Origin of the sequence: Thermomonas alba (genome assembly GCF_022419205.1) — a bacterium.
GTDB lineage: Bacteria > Pseudomonadota > Gammaproteobacteria > Xanthomonadales > Xanthomonadaceae > Thermomonas > Thermomonas alba.
Window position 1 is genome coordinate 1 of record NZ_JAJOZU010000024.1, and the last position, 1,202, is coordinate 1,202.

Genomic DNA, 1,202 nt, shown 5'->3' on the forward strand with positions numbered 1-1,202 from the left:
GCCGACATCCCCCCACCTTCAGTAGCGGTTCGATCTAGAGTCCGGGTTGGATGGTAGCCGATGCCAGTTGCCTGGCATAGGCGCTCGGTGTCAGCCCGCCCAATGCCTGCTTCGGCCGCTCCTCGTTGTATTCCCGGCGCCAGGCTTCGATCACGGCACGGGCGTGCAGCAGGTGGGTGAACCAATGCTCGTTCAGGCACTCGTCGCGCAGGCGGCCGTTGAACGACTCGACGTAGGCGTTCTGGTTCGGTTTGCCTGGTTGGATCAGACGCAGCTGCACGCCACGCGCGTGCGCCCAGGCGACCATGGCCTTGCCGCAGAACTCTTTGCCGTTGTCGGTGCGGATCACCTGCGGCAGCCCGCGCGAGCGCGCCAGACGATCGAGCACGCGCGTCACGCCAAGTCCTGAGATCGCCCGCTCGACCTCGATCGCGACCGCTTCGTGGGTGGCATCATCGACGATCGTCAGGCACTTGATGGCGCGCCCGTCGGCGGTGCGGTCGAACATGAAGTCCATCGACCACACCTGGTTGGCCGCACTCGGCCGCACCAGCGGCTGGCGCTCGTCCGGCAACACCTTCTTGCGCTTGCGGCGCCGCACCTGCAGCTTCGCTTCCCGATACAGCCGTTCGACGCGCTTGTAGTTCACGCGCAGCCCCGCTTGCCTGAGCTTGAGGTGGATCATCCCGACGCCGTAGCGCGTGTGCCGCTGCGCCAGCGCCAGGATCCGCGCCCGCACCTCGAGGTTGCGGTCCGGACGCGGCGCATAGCGGTAGGCGCTGGCGCTCATGCGCACCACCGCCAGCGACCGCCGCTCGCTCAGCCCCTTGCCCACCAGATGCCGCACCAGCTCGCGCCGAGCCGGCGCGGTCACCACTTTTTTCGCAGGGCGTCCTTGATCACGTCGTTCTCGAACATCTGCTCGGCCAGCAGCTTCTTCAGCCGGGTGTTCTCCGCCTCCAGCTCCTTCAGCCGCTTGGCCTCCGGCACGCTCATGCCGCCGAACTTGCTGCGCCACAGGTAGTACGAGGCTTCGCTGAAGCCGTGCCGGCGGCACAGGTCCTTGACCGACACGCCCGCTTCCGCCTCACGCAGAAAGCCGATGATCTGCTCTTCGGTAAAACGCTTCTTCACGTCCAATCTCCTTGTCGTTGGGGATTGGACTCCAGATCGCCGTGCTACTCAAAGGCGGGGGGACGTCG

Annotated in this window: 1 protein-coding gene; it reads right to left on the minus strand. The window is 66.2% G+C overall.

Annotation, left to right across the window (positions count from 1 at the left end):
* Positions 1-34: 34 nt before the first annotated feature.
* A protein-coding gene (locus ML342_RS11525) for an IS3 family transposase (protein WP_240127166.1) occupies positions 35-1,134 on the minus strand; the annotation gives its coding sequence in 2 pieces (ribosomal slippage) (positions 35-876 and positions 876-1,134; 1,101 coding nt in all).
* Positions 1,135-1,202 lie beyond the last annotated feature (68 nt).